At 71.0% G+C, this 15,605-nt stretch carries 17 protein-coding genes; 6 read left to right on the top strand and 11 right to left on the bottom strand.

Going from position 1 to position 15,605, the window contains the following annotated elements:
• Window positions 1-7: 7 nt before the first annotated feature.
• Complete coding sequence (locus tag CF165_RS53840; protein ID WP_205660986.1) at window positions 8-148, top strand: integrase core domain-containing protein; 141 nt, start codon at window positions 8-10, stop codon at window positions 146-148.
• 119 nt (window positions 149-267) lie between these two features.
• Here the strand turns inward: CF165_RS53840 and CF165_RS26790 are convergent, their stop codons facing one another.
• From CF165_RS26790 to CF165_RS26780, 3 genes are all read right to left on the bottom strand, one after another.
• Window positions 268-990 (bottom strand): peptidylprolyl isomerase, encoded by a 723-nt coding sequence (locus CF165_RS26790; protein WP_093950338.1) that lies wholly within the window; start codon window positions 988-990, stop codon window positions 268-270.
• A 270-nt stretch (window positions 991-1,260) separates the two neighbouring features.
• Complete coding sequence (gene meaB, locus CF165_RS26785; RefSeq protein WP_093950337.1) at window positions 1,261-2,226, bottom strand: methylmalonyl Co-A mutase-associated GTPase MeaB; 966 nt, start codon at window positions 2,224-2,226, stop codon at window positions 1,261-1,263.
• Window positions 2,227-3,414 (bottom strand): acetyl-CoA C-acetyltransferase, encoded by a 1,188-nt coding sequence (locus CF165_RS26780; RefSeq protein WP_093950336.1) that lies wholly within the window; start codon window positions 3,412-3,414, stop codon window positions 2,227-2,229.
• 136 nt (window positions 3,415-3,550) lie between these two features.
• On the opposite strand from CF165_RS26780, the gene mce reads away from it, so the two are divergent.
• Window positions 3,551-4,006, top strand: coding sequence for a methylmalonyl-CoA epimerase (gene mce / locus CF165_RS26775; RefSeq protein WP_093950335.1), 456 nt, complete (start codon window positions 3,551-3,553; stop codon window positions 4,004-4,006).
• A gap of 114 nt (window positions 4,007-4,120) precedes the next feature.
• Here mce and CF165_RS26770 read toward each other — a convergent pair whose 3' ends face one another.
• Window positions 4,121-4,693, bottom strand: coding sequence for a TetR/AcrR family transcriptional regulator (locus CF165_RS26770; RefSeq protein ID WP_093950334.1), 573 nt, complete (start codon window positions 4,691-4,693; stop codon window positions 4,121-4,123).
• 19 nt (window positions 4,694-4,712) lie between these two features.
• Window positions 4,713-5,081, bottom strand: coding sequence for an SPW repeat domain-containing protein (locus CF165_RS26765; protein WP_071831581.1), 369 nt, complete (start codon window positions 5,079-5,081; stop codon window positions 4,713-4,715).
• Between the two features lie 205 nt (window positions 5,082-5,286).
• Between CF165_RS26765 and ccrA the strand changes: the two genes are divergently transcribed.
• The 4 genes from ccrA to CF165_RS26745 all read left to right on the top strand — a co-directional run bounded on the left by ccrA (window position 5,287) and on the right by CF165_RS26745 (window position 9,721).
• A complete protein-coding gene (gene ccrA / locus CF165_RS26760) occupies window positions 5,287-6,627 on the top strand; it encodes a crotonyl-CoA carboxylase/reductase (protein WP_093950333.1) in 1,341 nt (446 codons plus the stop codon).
• Between the two features lie 183 nt (window positions 6,628-6,810).
• Window positions 6,811-8,025, top strand: a complete 1,215-nt coding sequence (locus CF165_RS26755) for a coiled-coil domain-containing protein (RefSeq protein WP_093950332.1) — start codon at window positions 6,811-6,813, stop codon at window positions 8,023-8,025.
• 93 nt (window positions 8,026-8,118) lie between these two features.
• A complete protein-coding gene (locus CF165_RS26750; protein ID WP_093950331.1) occupies window positions 8,119-8,571 on the top strand; it encodes a universal stress protein in 453 nt (150 codons plus the stop codon).
• A 1-nt stretch (window position 8,572) separates the two neighbouring features.
• A complete protein-coding gene (locus CF165_RS26745) occupies window positions 8,573-9,721 on the top strand; it encodes an adenylate/guanylate cyclase domain-containing protein (RefSeq protein ID WP_093950330.1) in 1,149 nt (382 codons plus the stop codon).
• Between the two features lie 173 nt (window positions 9,722-9,894).
• Here the strand turns inward: CF165_RS26745 and paaE are convergent, their stop codons facing one another.
• The 6 genes from paaE to paaZ form a co-directional block, all read right to left on the bottom strand.
• Window positions 9,895-10,947 (bottom strand): 1,2-phenylacetyl-CoA epoxidase subunit PaaE, encoded by a 1,053-nt coding sequence (gene paaE, locus CF165_RS26740; RefSeq protein WP_093950329.1) that lies wholly within the window; start codon window positions 10,945-10,947, stop codon window positions 9,895-9,897.
• Window position 10,948: 1 nt separating this feature from the next.
• The gene (gene paaD, locus CF165_RS26735; RefSeq protein ID WP_093950328.1) at window positions 10,949-11,437 is read right to left on the bottom strand and encodes a 1,2-phenylacetyl-CoA epoxidase subunit PaaD; all 489 of its coding nucleotides are present in this window, start codon (window positions 11,435-11,437) and stop codon (window positions 10,949-10,951) included.
• The gene (gene paaC, locus CF165_RS26730) at window positions 11,431-12,288 is read right to left on the bottom strand and encodes a 1,2-phenylacetyl-CoA epoxidase subunit PaaC (RefSeq protein ID WP_093950327.1); all 858 of its coding nucleotides are present in this window, start codon (window positions 12,286-12,288) and stop codon (window positions 11,431-11,433) included. Before paaC ends, paaD begins: the two co-directional genes overlap by 7 nt.
• Window positions 12,285-12,569, bottom strand: a complete 285-nt coding sequence (paaB, locus tag CF165_RS26725; protein ID WP_043792750.1) for a 1,2-phenylacetyl-CoA epoxidase subunit PaaB — start codon at window positions 12,567-12,569, stop codon at window positions 12,285-12,287. The genes paaC and paaB overlap by 4 nt, the downstream gene beginning before the upstream one ends.
• A gap of 68 nt (window positions 12,570-12,637) precedes the next feature.
• Entirely contained in the window at window positions 12,638-13,561 is a 924-nt protein-coding gene (gene paaA / locus CF165_RS26720; RefSeq protein ID WP_205660985.1) for a 1,2-phenylacetyl-CoA epoxidase subunit PaaA, read from the bottom strand.
• A 5-nt stretch (window positions 13,562-13,566) separates the two neighbouring features.
• Window positions 13,567-15,594 carry a phenylacetic acid degradation bifunctional protein PaaZ gene (gene paaZ, locus CF165_RS26715; protein ID WP_093950325.1) on the bottom strand — a complete coding sequence of 676 codons (2,028 nt, stop codon included), beginning with the start codon at window positions 15,592-15,594 and terminating at the stop codon, window positions 13,567-13,569.
• Window positions 15,595-15,605 lie beyond the last annotated feature (11 nt).

Below are 15,605 nucleotides of genomic sequence, written 5' to 3'. Positions count from 1 at the left end.
CACCACGATCTGGCGCACCCGAAGCGAGGCGCGCCAGGACGTGTTCACCTGGCTGCGCTACTACAACCACCACCGGCTGCACTCAACGATCGGTCACCACACCCCAGCCGAAACCCGAACCAACTACGCTCAGGCCCACGCTGCCTGAAAACCCCGTGTCCGCCTCAACGGGGCAACTCCACGTGATGCCCCTTCAATCACGTGCGATGCCCGGCCAGTCACACGTGATGCCGCGGGCCACCCGCGGAGGGTGGCCCGCGGTCACCGTCAGAACCAGCAGCCCGGCCGGACGCGGAGCAGTTCCGTCCGCAGCACCGGCGTGCCGTCGACCGGCGCCGGGTCCTCCGCGGTCGGCTGGATCCCGCCGGCGGCAACCTTGTCGAGCGTCTTCAGGCCCTCGGGCCCGACCGTGCCGAACACCGTGTAGTTGGGCCGCAGCGCGGAATCGCCGTACACGACGAAGAACTGCGAACCGTTGGTGTCCGGTCCCGCGTTGGCCATCGCGAGCAGGCCGCGCGCGTACACCCGCCGCGCGCCGGTCGGGTCGGTCGGCGCCGGCGGCAGGTCCACCGGCAGCTCGTCCTTGTACTTGTACCCCGGCCCGCCTTCGCCGGTCGCGGTCGGGTCACCGCACTGCAGGACCTTCAACGTCGGGTACGCGGTGAGCCGGTGACACACCGTGTGGTCGTAGAAGCGGTGCAGCGCAAGGTGCAGGAAGCTCTGCACGGTGCACGGCGCCTCGGCGCGGTCGAGCCGCAGCGGGAGCGCGCCCTGGCTGGTCGGGATCGCGACGTCGACCTTGCCGTGGCTCGGCGTGTGCCGCGGGTCGGGTGGCAGCGGCACCGGCCGGGCGGGCGGTTCGTCGGGGGTTTCGGTGTACTGGCACGGCCCGTGAGTCGTCTTCGGCGGAGCGTCGGCCGCCGTGGCGACGCCGTTGCCCGCCACGAACAACGCGCCCGCCGCCAGCGCGGTGACGAGTGTTTTCTTCATCCTGCACGCCCTCCCAGTGATCGCCCGGTTCCGGAGCGCCCCGCAGTCTAGGCGCCACCACCGACAGCCAGAACCGGCGAAAGTCGCCCGTGTCAGCCGGTCGGGTGAATCGCGGCGCCGGGACCCGGAAATTGTCGGACCCCCCGAGCAAGCTGTCGATCACGCGGCAAAGTGCCGCACACGGAGGAGGAAGTCATGGCGCGTCGACGAGGAATCGTTGCGGTTGAACGGATCGCGGCGGCGATACTGAGGCTCCTGCGCGGTGGCGCGTCACCTTCGCAGATCGGCGATCAGCTCGTCGGCGGCGGCGAACGGATCGATCTCCCTGGCCACCACCCGCTCGGCCACCCCGGCCAGCCGTCCCCCGCCGCGCAGGTCCGCCAGCTCGGCCCGCAGCCGCCGCACGGCGATGGCCTCGACTTCGTCGCGCGCCCGGGCCGCCCGGCGCCGTGCCAGCTCGTCGTGCGCCACCAGCCAGTCATGGTGCGAAGACAGAGCCTGCACGAGCTCGTCGATGCCCTCGCCCTTCGCCGCGACGGTCCGCACGATCGGCTGGCGCCAGGCGCGTCCCCGGATCTCCCGGCGGGCCAGCGCGATCATCTGCTTGAGGTCGTGCACCGTGGCGTCGGCACCCTCGCGATCGGCCTTGTTCACGACGAAGACGTCGGCGATCTCGAGCACGCCGGCCTTCGCGGCCTGGATGCCGTCGCCCATACCCGGCGCGAGCAGCACCACCGTGGTGTCGGCCAGCTTCACGACGTCCACTTCGGACTGCCCGACGCCGACGGTCTCGATCAGCACGACGTCGAAGCCGGCAGCGTCGAGCACGCGCACCGCCTGCGGGGTCGCCCACGAAAGTCCGCCGAGGTGCCCGCGCGTGGCCATCGAGCGGATGAACACGCCGGGGTCGGTGGCGTGCTCGGTCATCCGGATCCGGTCACCGAGCAGCGCACCGCCGGAAAACGGCGAAGACGGGTCGATCGCGAGCACGCCGACCCGCTTGCCCTCCGCGCGCAACGCGGTGAGCAGGGCCGACGTCGAAGTCGACTTGCCGACGCCGGGTGGCCCGGTGAGCCCGACGACCCGGGCCCGCCCGGTGTGCGGGGTCAGCGCCCGCGCGATCTCGGCGACGCGGGGGTGGGCGTCCTCGACGAGCGACAGCAGCCGCGCGACGGCACGGGGCTGCCCGTCCCGCGCGCGGCCGACCAGGTCGTCGAGGTCGAGTGGTCCGGCCACTTACGCGGACGGCACCCGCAGCAGCAGGGCGTCACCCTGGCCGCCGCCACCGCACAGCGCGGCCGCACCGAGCCCGCCGCCGCGGCGGCGCAGCTCGTGGATGAGGTGCACGGCGAGCCGCGCGCCGGAGGCGCCGATCGGGTGGCCGAGCGCGATGGCGCCGCCGTTGGCGTTGACCTTCTCCGGGTCGAGGCCGAGCTTCTCGGTGGAGACGAGCCCGACCGCCGCGAAGGCCTCGTTGATCTCGACGAGGTCGAGCGCGTCGGCGGTCAGGTTCGCCTTCGCCAGCGCGGCGAGGATGGCGTTCGACGGCTGCTCGTGCAGGCTCGCGTCGGGCCCGGCGACGACACCGTGCGCGCCGATCTCGGCGAGCGGCGTGATGCCGAGTTCCTCGGCCTTCGCGCGGCTCGCCACGACGACCGCGGCGGCGCCGTCGGAGATCTGCGAGGCCGAACCCGCGGTGATGGTGCCGTCGGAGGCGAAGGCCGGGCGCAGCTTGGCGAGGCCTTCGGCGGTCGTGTCGGCGCGGACGCCCTCGTCGGTGTCGAAGACGACCGGGTCGCCCTTGCGCTGCGGGATGGAGACCGGCGCGATCTCGTCGGCGAAGTAGCCGTTCTTGATGGCTTCGGCGGCACGCTGGTGGGAGCGCGCGGAGAAGGCGTCCTGCTGCTCGCGGGTGATGCCGTAGCGGGAGTTGTACTTCTCCGTCGAGGCGCCCATGGCGACCTGGTCGAAGGCGCAGAAGAGACCGTCGTAGGCCATGTGGTCGACGAGCGTGGTGTCGCCGTACTTGAAGCCGGAGCGGGACTTCGGCAGCAGGTGCGGCGCCTGGGTCATCGACTCCTGGCCGCCGGCGACGACGAGGTCGAACTCGCCGGCGCGGATGAGCTGGTCGGCGAGCGCGATGGCGTCGAGGCCGGAGAGGCAGACCTTGTTGATCGTCAGGGCGGGCACGCTCATCGGGATGCCCGCGGCGACCGCGGCCTGACGGGCCGGGATCTGGCCGGCGCCGGCGGTCAGTACCTGGCCCATGATCGTGTACTGCACCGCGTCCGGGGAGACCCCGGCGCGTTCGAGGGCCGCCTTGATCGCGACCCCGCCCAGCTGAGCCCCCGTGAAGTCCTTGAGGGAGCCCAGCAGGCGCCCGATCGGCGTACGGGCGGCACCCAGGATCACGGAACCGGACACGGCGTCCTCCAAGCATCGGCGCATGGGCAGTTTTCCCGACCATACCCGGGAGCAGGGCTTCTTGATGGAGCCAGTGTGAGGCGGGGCACGCGACGTTCCGGCTCGGCGCGGCGCGCGGGCCCCCTATCCTGCCTCCATGAATGACGCCCTGCGGCCGTTCGTGACGGCCATCGACCACGTCGGCATCGCGGTCCCGGACCTGGACGCGGCCATCGAGTTCCACCGCGCGCACTTCGGCCTGGAAGTCGCGCACGAGGAGGTGAACGAAGAGCAGGGGGTGCGGGAGGCGATGCTGCGCGCGCCCGGCACGGCGGGCACCGAGACGCAGATCCAGTTGCTGGCGCCGTTGCGCGACGACTCGGCGATCGGCAAGTTCCTGGCCAAGAGCGGCCCGGGGCTGCAGCAGCTGGCGTACCGCGTGTCCGATGTGGACGCCGCGGCGGCGGCCCTGCGTGAACAGGGTCTGCGCCTGCTGTACGAGGAGGCGAAACGGGGAACGTCGAACAGCCGGGTGAACTTCGTCCACCCGAAGGACGCCGGCGGCGTCCTGGTGGAGCTGGTGGAGCCGGCGAAGGACGGCGCCGCGCACTGAGCGCGGCCGGCCCGTTCCGGCGCAAGGGTTCCGGCATGGCGAAACCCCCGCGCCGGCGCCGGGAACCGGGCGGGTACCCGAGCCGAGCGTGCCTCGGACGGCACGCCGGCCGGGTCAGGCGGGCGCCGCCTTGGAGGACAGCGCGTCGGCGATGAAGGTCAGCTCGCCGTCGAACTCGGCGGGCAGGTCGTCTTCGGAGTGCCGGGCCGTGGCGTGGCGGTGGCTGACCGCGCGAGCCAGCAGGCCGGACGCCCGTTCGACATCGGCCGGCGGGAGCCCTCCGCCGGTGGCCGCCACGATCACCGCGCGGACCTGCCGGACGAGGACCTGGAAACGTTCGTGGAGGGCGTCGCGGACGACGTGGTGGGTGTCGGCCTCGCGCCACAGGAGGTGGGACAGGCCGAGTGACCGGCTGAAGCGGTGGTCGAGTTCGCGGACGAGGCGCCGCAGGCTGCCCGCGAGGTCGCCGGGGACGACGACCACGGCCGGCTCGATGCGCTCGTCGGGCAGCCGCTCGACGAGCGCGGTGAGCAGATCCGACTTGTGCCGGAAGTAGTAGTGCACCAGCCCCTTCGGCACCCCGGCCCGCTCGGCGATGCGGGAGGTCGGGGTGGCGTCGAAGCCGGACTCGGCGAAGAGCGCCTCGGCGGCGCAGAGAATGCGCTCCTTCGCCGAATCCTCGGTCATTCCGGTGCCTCCTGGTGCGTCAGTGCTGGCCTGCCGTGCGGTGGGCGGCGTTCGCGACCGGCATCGCCGCCGCGCCGGCGATGACCGTCAGCACGCCGGCGATCCAGGACGTCCAGGACGCGCCGTTGAACTCGGTGTACCCCATCACCCACGGCGCGATGAACAGCAGCACGCCGAGCGCGATCTGGATTCCTTCGCCGTAGACCATGCCCGGCATCGCGAGCGAGACCAGGCCGTCGAGAGCGATCAAGGCACCCAGGACGACCATCGTCCACATCGCGGTCGTGTCCGTGCTCAGCCAAAGGGGTGAAAGAGCCGCGACCACCCCGATGACGACCTCGGCCCAATCGTGGGGCCGGGTCCATGCGCGCGTAGAGACTTCACTCATTCGTGCTCACCTCCGTCGGCGAAACTGCAGGTCGGGTGGGTGTACCCAGTGCCGATGATCCGCTTGACTGGCCAGCCGGTCAAGATTTTCGGGTCACAGTTCGGCGTGTGAGGGTGCCGCTCGTCTCGTACAGTTGTGGGCGCGTGTTACCGGCGGGTAATTTCTGGCGCCAACGCCGTTGACCCCCATCTCCGCGGAGGAACCGATGACGCAGCTCGGCGAGATCCAGCAGGCCATCCTGAACGGCGAGTCCGCCGCGGTCGGGTCGTTGCGCGTGCCCGAGAGCTACCGCGGGGTGACCGTGCGCGCGGACGAGGTCGACATGTTCGAGGGCCTCGACAGCCGGGACAAGGACCCCCGCAAGTCGCTGCACGTCGACGAGGTGCCGGTCCCCGAGCTGGGGCCGGGCGAGGCGCTGGTCGCGGTGATGGCGAGCGCCATCAACTACAACACCGTGTGGACGTCGATCTTCGAGCCGATCCCGACGTTCAAGTTCCTCAAGAAGTACGGGAAGCTCTCGCCGCTGGCCAAGCGGCACGACCTGCCGTACCACGTCGTCGGCTCCGACCTGGCCGGCGTCGTGCTGCGGACCGGCGTCGGCGTGCACAACTGGAAGCCGGGCGACGAGGTCGTCGCGCACTGCCTGAACGTCGAGCTCGAAAGCCCGGACGGGCACAACGACACGATGCTCGACACCGAGCAGCGGATCTGGGGCTTCGAGACGAACTTCGGCGGGCTCGCCGAGATCGCGCTGGTCAAGGCCAACCAGCTGATGCCGAAGCCGGACCACCTGACCTGGGAAGAGGCCGCCTCCCCCGGCTTGGTCAACTCGACCGCCTACCGCCAGCTGGTCTCGCGCAACGGCGCGGACATGAAGCAGGGTGACGTCGTCCTGATCTGGGGCGCCTCGGGCGGTCTCGGCTCCTACGCGACGCAGTACGCGCTGAACGGCGGCGCGATCCCGGTCTGTGTCGTGTCCAGCCCCGAGAAGGCGGCGATCTGCCGGAAGCTCGGCGCCGAGCTGATCATCGACCGCAACGCCGAGGGCTACCGGTTCTGGAAGAACGACACCGAGCAGGACCCGAAGGAATGGCAGCGCTTCGGCGCGAAGATCCGCGAGCTGACCGGCGGCGAGGACCCGGACATCGTGTTCGAGCACCCGGGCCGGGAGACGTTCGGCGCGTCCGTCTACGCCGCGCGCAAGGGCGGCACGATCGTCACGTGCGCGTCCACCTCGGGGTACATGCACCAGTACGACAACCGCTACCTGTGGATGAACCTGAAGCGGATCATCGGCTCCCACTTCGCGAACTACCGCGAATCCTGGGAGGCGAACCGGTTGATCGCGAAGGGTCTGATCCACCCGACGCTCTCCAAGACCTACCCCCTCGAAGAGACCGGGCAGGCCGCGCTGGACGTGCACCGCAACGCCCACCAGGGCAAGGTTGGCGTGCTCGCGCTCGCCCCGCAGGAAGGCCTCGGCGTCCGCGACGAGGAGAAGCGCGCGAAGCACCTCGACGCGATCAACGCGTTCCGCGGCGCTTGAGCCGCGAAGGCGCCGGGAGTGGTCTCGCTCCCGGCGTCGGAAATCGCCGAAGAGCAGCGGGAATCCGCCAGTTCCCTTCACCGCGGCAGACGGCGCGTTCGGCGCACGGCCCGGGTGCTCACCCTTCCGTGACCGGGCTGCGACTACGGTAGGGCTATGAGCCTTGGCGATGAACGGGAGCTTGTGCCGCTGGGAGCCGGCTTCGACGTGGCGAAGCGCGGGTACAGCAAAGCGCAGGTCGACGAGCACCTGGAGCGGCTGGACAACGACCTCAAGATGCTCACCGAGGATCGGGACGCCGCCATCGCGCAGGCCGGCGACCTCGCCCGCCAGCTGGAGATCGCGCGCGGCGAGATCGCGGACCTGCGCGGGCAGGTCGACCGGCTCGCCCAGCCGCCGACGAGCGTCGAAGGCCTGTCCGAGCGGCTGCAGCGGATGCTGCGCCTGGCTCAGGACGAGTCGGCCGACACCCGCGCCCGCGCCGAAGCCGAGGCCGGGCACATCCGCGCCAAGGCGGAGACGGACGCGAGTGCCATGCGCGCCCGCTACGAGCAGCTGCTCACCGAGCTCGACCTGCGGCGCAAGGAGATGGAGGCGGAGCACCGCAAGGTGCTGGAGGACGCCCGCGCGCAGGCCAAGGAGATCACCGACAAGGCCGAGGCGGAGCGCAAGCGGCTCGACACCGAGTCCGCGGACCGCCGCACGAAGGTCGAAGAGGACTTCGAGATCGCGATGGCCTCGCGCCGCACCGAGGCGATGCGGGTGCTGGCCGAGCAGGAGGCGGCGAGCAAGGCCGAAGCCGCGCGACGCGTCCAGGAGGCCACGCAGGACGCCGCCGACATCCGCGCGAAGGTCCTCGAAGAGGAGAAGGCCGCGAAGGCCGACATCGACCGCCGTCAGCGGGAGTCGGTCGCGGAGGCGAACAAGCGCCGCCAGGACTCGATCACCGAGGCGAACGCCCGGCTCGCGGAGGCCGCCGACGAGGCGCGGCGCCGCGTGACGGCGGCGACCGAGGAGTCGAACCGGCGGATCACCCAGGCTAACGAGCGGGTCGACGCGCTGCGGAAGGTGCGCGGCGGGCTGGCCGAGCAGGTACGCGCGGCGCGGGCGGTGCTGGCCGAGGCGCACACCGTCCTCGGCGACGACGTGAAGGTGCCCGCGGACATCACGGCCGACCTGACGGCGGACCAGACCGGCAAGACCGGCCAGGACGAGAAGCCCGGGGACGACACCGAGAAGACGGTCCGGGTGACCGACGTCGAGGAGACGATCCGGATCCGCGCCGCCGACGTGCCGAAGCCCAAGCCCGGTACCCGGCCCGGCGCCAAGCCCGCCCCCAAACCCGCGCCGAAGCAGGCACCGCGGGCGAGCGGAGCGCAGAAAGCGACTGGCGAGTAACCTTCCACCCGACACGGGCGCGGACGAGCCTGCGCGGTCGGTATCCGCCGGCCATCGTCCCTGCTCACGCGGGATCACCTGGAGGTTTTGCGCATGGGTGCGGCATATCGGACCGTGGTGGTGGGCACGGACGGCTCGGAGTCCTCGTTCGCGGCGGTGGACCGGGCGGCGGCGGTGGCAGGGGACGCGGGCGCGACGCTCGTGATCGCGTGTGCGTACTACCCGGCCAGCCAGTCCGACGTCGACAAGGCCCAGGACGCCCTCGGCGAAGAGGCGTACCAGGTCGTCGGCTCGGCACCGGCCGAAGACACCCTGCAGTCGGCGCGGGACCGCGCGGCACGTGCGGGCGCCGAGAAGATCGACACGGTCGCGGTGAAGGGCGATCCGGTCGACTCGCTGCGCAAGGTGGTGCGCGAGCGCGAGGCCGACCTGCTGGTGGTCGGGAACCGGGGGCTGAACACGATCGCCGGCCGGATCCTGGGCTCGGTGCCCTCGGAGGTGGCCCGTAAGTCCGGCGTGGACGTGCTGATCGTCCACACGACCTGACGTGGCCGATTCGAGCGAGGAACTGCAGCAGCGGCTCGAACGCGTCCTGCTCGGCGGCAGACGGAAGTACACCCGGCTCGAGGTGGCGGAGAAGGCAGGCGTGCCCGACGACCGGTCACGCCGCCTCTGGCGCGCCTTGGGCTTCGCGACGGTGCGCGACGACGAAGTCGTCTTCACCGACGCGGACGTCGAGGCGATGCGGACCGCGGACCAGCTGGTCCAGTCGGGGCTGATCGACCCGAGCATCGAGGTGTCGGTGACGCGCGCGCTCGGCCAGCACCTGTCGCGGCTGGCCGAGTGGCAGGTCGACATGCTGTGGGCGCTGATCACCGAGCACCCGGAGCTGGGCGGCAGCGAGCGGCAGATCGCCCGGCTGGTGGACCGGTTGCTGCCGGAGCTGGAGCGGGTGCAGAACTTCGTCTGGCGGCGTCACCTGGCCGCGTACGCGGGCCGCGCGCTGGCCGCGTCGGACGAGCACCTCGAAACCCGCACCGAGGTGGTCGGTTTCGTCGACATGGTGGGCTACACGCGGCTGACGCGCCAGATCGACGAAGAAGAGCTGAGCCGCGTGCTCGACGCGTTCGAGACGCTGGCGACGGAGGTGATCGCCGAGCACCACGGCCGCGTGGTGAAGATGATCGGCGACGAGGTCCTGTTCGTCGCGGACACCCCGGTCGACGCGGCGGAGATAGCCCTGACGCTGACGGAACGCACCTCGGCGGCCGAGACCCTGCCGTCGGTCCGCGCGGGCATGGCCTCGGGCCGCATCCTGTCGCGCTTCGGCGACGTCTACGGCTCGGTGGTGAACCTGGCGGCCCGCCTGACGTCGGTGGCCCGGCCGGGCACGATCCTGGTCGACCGCGAGCTGGCGGCGGAGCTTTCGGAGGAGAAGGCGTACGAGCTGAGGCCCCGCAGGCCGGTGACGGTCCGGGGCTACAACCGCCTCCGCCCGGCAGCGCTGAGGCGGGCTCGGGAAGCCCCGACCGGGATGTTCGCGAGTTCCCAGCAACTGGCGGCGGAGATGCTGGGGTTGACGGATCCGGCGGTTCGAATGGCAGCAGCGCCGGAGGAACCCGGCACCCCACCGGAGGACCAGGTGACGGAGACCCCGGAGCCCAAACCCCGCCGCCGACGGCGCCGCATCCTCTGACCGGAGCGGCCGGGCACAGCCCCCGCCAGCACAGCCCCCGCCAGCACAGCCCCCGCCACTCCCAGGGGGGCGTCCCCAGATCCATTCTATCGGCGCCGGCCGACAAAACCCGTGGGAACGCTGCTGGTCAGGCCGGTTGTCCACAATCGAGCACCCCTGTGGACAACCCTGCCTCAGGCGTCGAAGTCCACCGTCAGTGTCTCCGAGACCGGGTACGACTGGCACGTCAGCACGAAGCCCGCCTCCACCTCCGCCTTCTCCAAGGCGAAGTTGCGTCGCAGGTCCACCTTGCCCTCCGTCACGCGGGCCCGGCATGTTCCGCACACCCCGCCCTTGCACGCGAACGGCAAGTCCGGGCGGAACTTCTGGGCTCCGTCCAGCACCGACGTCGACCGCGGCAACGTCATCGGTGTCGACCGGCCGTCCAGGACCAGCGTCACCTCCGACGACTCCCCCGCCACCGCCGGGTCGAGATGCTCCACCGGGGCCGGGGGCGTGTCCACGTAGAACAGCTCCTGGTGGATCCGCGCGGGAGGCACGCCCAGTGATGCCAGCAGCTCCTGCGCGCCCGACACCATCTCGAACGGGCCGCACAGCCACCAGTGGTCCACCGAAGACACCGGCACCAAAGAAGAAAACAGCGTCCGCAGCTTCGGGACGTCCAGGCGGCCCGTGAACAGCTCCGCCTCGCGCGGCTCCCGGGACAGCACGTGGATCAGCTCCAGCCGCGACGGCGCGCTGTCCTTCAGGTCCGCCAGCTCGTCCGCGAACATCACCGTGTCCGTGCGGCGGTTGCCGTACAGCACCGTCACCGTCGCCGTCGAAAACCTCAGCAGCGATGACACGATCGACAGCACCGGGGTGATGCCCGAGCCCGCCGCGATCAGGACGTGGTGGCCGCCCGAAGCCAGGTCCGGGGTGAACGAGCCCGAAGGCGGGGCCACCTCGATCGTGTCACCGACGCCGACCTCGCTCACCAGCCACGACGAAAACAGCCCGTCCGGCACCAGCCGCACGCCGACCCGGGGTGGGGAGCCCGCCGGGGCGCAGATCGAGTACGACCTACGTTCGTCGCGGCCGTCGATCGACCTCCGCAACGTCAGCGACTGGCCCGGCTTGAACGCGAACTCGGAGGCCAAAGAAGAAGGCACGTCGAACGTCACCGCGACCGCGTCGTCGCACAGCCGCTCGATCCCGGCCACCTTCAGCTCGTGGAACCGCGCCACCTCAGATCTCCTTGACGTGTTCGAACGGCTCCTGGCACGCGCGGCAGCGCCGCAGCGCCTTGCACGCCGTCGCACCGAAACGGGACTGCTCTTCGGTGTCCGCGGAACCGCAGTGCGGACAGGAGACACGCGTGACCGGTGCCGACAGCGTGAGCGGGATCGGGCCCGCTCGGCGGGGCGCCGCACCCGGCGGGGCGATACCCGCCGCGGCCAGCTTTTCCCGTCCCGAAGCCGAAATCCAGTCCGACGTCCACGCCGGCGACAGCTGGGTCCGGATCTCGACGTCCGCGTAGCCCGCCGAAACCAGCGCGTGCTCCAGGTCGTCGCGCATGGTGTCCATCGCCGGGCAGCCCGTGTACGTCGGCGTGATCGCGACGACCACGCGCCCCTCGGACACGGACACCGAGCGCAGCACGCCCAGGTCCGCCAGCGTCAGCATCGGCAGCTCGGGGTCGGTGACCGTGGCCGCCACCGCGGCCGCGGTCACCATTTCGCGTCCGGCATCGCCCGGGCCACGCTCTGCAGCTCCGCCAGCAGGTACCCGAAAGACTCGGTGTGGATGCCGTCACGGCCCGTCCGGCCCGAAACGCCGGCCACCTCGCCGGAAGACGGCCGCACCAAAGTCGCCGCCGCAAGAGCCTGGTCCAGCACCGCATCGAACTCCGGGCGCAACGACGCCGCGTCCACGAACTCCGACGGGTGCGTCCGGAACAGCTCCCCCACGTACGGCCAGACCGCGTCCAGGCCTTCCTGCATCCGCGAGTGCGACAACGGCGTGCCGTCGCCGAGGCGGACCAGCCACTGCGCCGCGTAGTCGCGGTGGTAGGTCACCTCCTTGACGCCCTTGTCCGCGATCGCCGCCAGCACCGGGTCCACCGACGTCACCAGCCGCTGCAGCAGGGCCAGCCGCCACGTCGAGAACACGAACAACCGCGCGATCAGGTGCCCGAAGTGGCCGCCGCCCAGCTCCGCGAGCCGGACGTTGCGGAACTCGTTCTCCCTGCGCTGGAACGCGTAGGAGTCCTCCGAACGACCGGAGCCGTCGGCCTTGCCGGCCCGGGCCAGCAGCAGCCGCGCCTGGCCCAGCAGGTCGAGGGCGATGTTCGCGATGGCGACCTCGTCCTCCAGCTCCGGCGCGTTCGTGCACCACTCCTGGAGCCGGTGGGAGAAGATCAGCGCGTCGTCGCCCAGCATCAGGCAGTAGGCGGCCAGAGAAGCACCGTCCACACCGGACGGTACCGAGGTGTCCACTCCGGACAGCGGGTCATCGAAGCCGGTGCCGAACGCCCAGCGGGCGTCGTTCTCCTCGGTGATGGCCTCGTACACGTTGTCGAAACTCATATGTGCGGCACCTCCTCGGGGATGTCGTAGAACGTCGGGTGCCGGTAGACCTTGTCGCCGCTGGGCGCGAAGAACGGGTCCTTCTCGTCCGGCGACGACGCCGTGATGTCCGAGGCGCGCACAACCCAGATCGACACGCCTTCGTTGCGGCGCGTGTAGAGGTCACGGGCGTGGTGCAGCGCCATCTGGTCGTCGGCCGCGTGCAGCGATCCGACGTGCACGTGGTTCAGCCCGCGCTTGCCGCGGACGAACACCTCGTACAGCGGCCAGTCGTGCTTGATCGGCCCCGGGGCGGCCGGGACACCTTCCAGGGGGACGGCGCCGTGGCCGCCTTCGGCCGTCAGGTCGGTCACTTGCGCTCCTTTTTCCCAGCGTGCGCCACGGCGGCTTCCCGCACCCACGCGCCCTCTTCGTGGGCCCGGCGCCGGTGCGCGATCCGCGAAGCGTTGCAGGGCCCGTTGCCCTTCAGGACGTTCTTGAACTCGTCCCAGTCCACGGGGCCGAAGTCGTAGTGCCCGCGCTCGGCGTTCCACTTCAGGTCCGGGTCCGGGAACGTGACGCCGAGGGCTTCGGCCTGCGGCACCGACATGTCGACGAACCGCTGCCGCAGCTCGTCGTTGGTGTGGCGCTTGACCTTCCACGCCATCGACTGCGCGGTGTTCGGCGAATCGGCGTCCGGCGGCCCGAACATCATCAGCGACGGCCACCACCAGCGGTTCACCGCCTCCTGGACCATTTCACGCTGTTGCGGAGTGCCGCGCATCATCGTCATCAGCAGCTCGTAGCCCTGCCGCTGGTGGAAGGACTCCTCCTTGCAGATCCGGATCATCGCCCGCGCGTACGGCCCGTACGAAGACCGGCACAGCGGCACCTGGTTGCAGATCGCCGCGCCGTCGACCAGCCAGCCGATCACGCCGACGTCGGCGAAGGTCAGCGTCGGGTAGTTGAAGATCGACGAGTACTTCTGCCGTCCGGTGATCAGCTTGTCGGTCAGGTCCGCCCGGTCGGCGCCCAGCGTCGCCGCCGCCGAGTACAGGTAGAGCCCGTGACCGGCCTCGTCCTGGACCTTGGCCAGCAGGATCGCCTTGCGTCGCAACGACGGCGCCCGCGTGATCCAGTTGCCCTCCGGCTGCATCCCGATGATCTCCGAGTGCGCGTGCTGCGCGATCTGCCGGATCATCGTCTTGCGGTACCCCTCGGGCACCCAGTCGCGCGGCTCGATCCGCTGGTCGCGCTCGATCGTCGCCTCGAAGTGTTCTTCCAGCGATGCCATCGCGGTCACGGCTGCTCCTTCGAAACCAGGGTCAGGACGTCGTACTTGGCCACCGACTCGCCCTCGGCGTTGGTGACGTCGGCGTCCCAGCGGACCTCGCCGTAGTCCTGGTCGATCCGCGGCGTGATCTGCTTCGCGGTCAACGTGACCGTCAGCGAGTCCCCGACCTTGACCGGGGTGAGGAACCGCAGGTTCTCCAGGCCGTAGTTGGCCAGCACCGGGCCCGGCTCGGGCGAGACGAACAACCCCGCCGCGAACGAGACGACCAGGTAGCCGTGCGCGACGATCCCGCCGAACAGCGGGTTGGCCGCTGCGGCTTCCGGGTCGGTGTGCGCGTAGAAGGTGTCGCCGGTGAACTCGGCGAAGTGGTCGACGTCTTCCTGGGAAACAACCCGCGGCCCGGCCACCACCGAGTCACCGATGCGAAGCTCGGCCAGTGACTTGCGGAACGGGTGGACGCCTTCGGTGCGCGGGGCGCCGGCGACCCAGCGGCCGGTGACGGCACTCAACACAGCGGGCGAGCCCTGCACGGCCGTGCGCTGCATGTGGTGCAGCACGCCCCGGATACCGCCCATCTCCTCGCCGCCGCCCGCGCGGCCCGGGCCGCCGTGCACCAGCTGCGGCATCGGCGAACCGTGCCCGGTGGACTCCTTCGCGTCCTCGGCGTCGAGCACCAGCAGGCGGCCGTGGAACGGCGCCGCGCCGAGCACGACGTCCCGGACGAACTCCTTGTCCGCCGACACCACGGACCCGGCCAGGCTGCCGCCGCCCCGCGCGGCGAAGTCGACGACCTGCTCGGTGGACGTGTACGGCATGAGTGTCGAGACCGGGCCGAACGCCTCGACCTCGTGCGGCTCGGAGCGTTCGGGGTCCGCCTTGAGCAGCACCGGCGAGATGAACGCGCCGCGCTCGGCGTCGGCGTCCACCACCTCGACGCGCTCGGGGTCGCCGAACACGACACTCCCGGCGTCCAGCAGCGCCTTCAACGACCGCCGGACCTCCTCGCGCTGCTCCAGGCTGGCCAGCGCGCCCATCCGGACGCCCTCCGACGCCGGGTTGCCGACGGTGACCTTCGCCAGCCGCTCCGACGCTGCCTGAGCGACATCGTCGAGCAGCGAGGCGGGCACGAACGCGCGGCGGATCGCGGTGCACTTCTGGCCGGCCTTGACCGTCATCTCGGTGACCAGCTGCTTGACGAACAGGTCGAACTCCGTCGTCCCGCGCACCGCGTCCGGGCCGAGGATCGAGCAGTTCAGCGAGTCCGCCTCGGCGTTGAACCGGACGGCGTTGCGAATGACCGCCGGGTGCGCCCGCAGCTTCTGGGCGGTCGACGCCGAGCCGGTGAACGACACCAGGTCCTGCGCGGTGACGTGGTCGAGGAGGTCACCGACGCTGCCGGCGACGAACTGCAGCGACCCCTCCGGCAGGATCCCCGACTCGATGATCAGCTCGGCCAGCCGCGCGGTCAGGTAGGCCGTCTGGCTCGCGGGCTTGACCAGGCTCGGCACCCCGGCGAGGAACGCCGGCGCGAACTTCTCCAGCGGACCCCACACCGGGAAGTTGAACGCGTTGATCTGGACGGCGACCCCTCGCAGCGGGGTCGCGATGTGCTGCGCGACGAACGTGCCGCCACGGGAGAGCGGCTCGACGTTGCCCTCGACGTAGACCGTGTCGTTGGGTAGCTCGCGCTTGCCCTTCGAGCCGTAGCTGAAGAGGACGCCGATGCCGCCGTCGATGTCGAACTTCGAGTCGCCCAGCGTCGCCCCAGTGCGAGCCGACAGCGCGTACAGCTCGTCGCGGTGCTCACGCAGGTGCGAGGCCAGCGCCTTGAGCAGGGCCGCACGCTGGTGGAACGTCAGCTCGCGCAGCGCCGGGCCGCCCACGCGGCGGCCGTACGCCAGCGCGGCGGCGAAGTCGATCCCCTTCGACGAGATCCGGGCGACCTCCTCGCCGGTGGCCGCGTCGTGCAGCGGGGCGCCCTCGTCCGCCGCCGTGTGCCACCCGCCCGAGACGTAGCTGCGCAGCAATGCCATCAGGTCCGACC

Origin of the sequence: Amycolatopsis vastitatis (assembly GCF_002234595.1) — a bacterium.
Lineage (GTDB): Bacteria > Actinomycetota > Actinomycetes > Mycobacteriales > Pseudonocardiaceae > Amycolatopsis > Amycolatopsis vastitatis.
The sequence above is the reverse complement of the archived record's forward strand: the minus strand, read 5'-3'. Positions and strand labels throughout refer to the sequence as shown.